Here is a 1,080-nt window from a genome sequence, read left to right as displayed (position 1 = left end):
GCTATATGCCTGATGTGTAAGGGGGCTTGTGGTCGCCCCTCAGTCGGACAATGCAAGGCATTACCTGTATTCCACTGAAACCCTTGGATTTATCCATGGGGAGTATCATCCACGAAGTGCACCTCCTAATTATAGTTTGTTCCGGAACTATGTGATTTATGCCGTATGTATATTTAACATTCAAATCTAATCGAACTCATCTAGCTTAAATACTGCTTTTTGTACTAAAGTAATTTCATCGTACCGAAAAATTTATTACTGTGAAATTTATTCAATTTAAAAAAATCACCTTAATTCAAATAAAGAGCGCTCCTTATCAGGAACGCCCTCATTGTTATTAGATAGATGCAATTGTTTCTGTCTCAGTTGATTCTTCTAAGTCTAGATCTGCATCAAGGTTCACATTTGTTGTTTCTTCTAGATCAACATTTGTGTTGCTCTCTTCTGAATTTTCCTCTTCAATGTCTAGTACATTGTCTAGGCTAAGACCTAGTGTTGCATTTGCTGCTACATTTGTTGTCGTTTCATTGTTTAATTCACTTGATCCTTCATCTTCAATGTCTAATACATTGTCCAGGTTAAGACCTAGGGCTACGTTTCCTGCTACATTTGCTGATGTTTCATTGTTTAGTTCATTTGATTCTTCTTCAATGTCTAGTACATTGTCTAGGCTAAGGCCAAGTGCTACATTTCCTACTACATTTGTTGCTGTTTCATTGTTTAGTTCATTTGATTCTTCTTCATCAATGTTTAGTACATTGTCTAGGTTAAGACCTAGTGCTACGTTACCATCCACATTTGCTAATGCGTCAATGTTTGCTTCAGAAGATTCCTCTTCTGTTGCCTCAACGTCAGCATTTACATTCACATCTGTTGTTCCTTCAAGATCAACGTTTGTGTTGCTTTCTTCAGCATTTTCGTCAATGTCTATTACATTATCTACGTTTCCTTCGACATCTGCATTAGCATCCACATTTGCTGATGTGTCTACGTTTGCTTCAGAAGACTCTTCTTCTGTTGCCTCAACGTCAGCATTTACATTCACATCTGTTGTTCCTTCAAGATCAACGTTTGTGTTGC

1 protein-coding gene is annotated in these 1,080 nt (G+C 37.5%); it reads right to left on the bottom strand.

The genetic code is table 11. The features are described 5' to 3' along the window. Nucleotides 1-337: 337 nt before the first annotated feature. Nucleotides 338-1,080, bottom strand: a 743-nt coding sequence (locus tag ACY9Z2_RS18870; protein WP_463611223.1) for a hypothetical protein, incomplete at its 5' end; no start/stop codon positions are given.

Source organism: Virgibacillus sp. GM2-2 (genome assembly GCF_055329585.1).
This window is presented reverse-complemented; position numbering and strand designations above follow the sequence as displayed.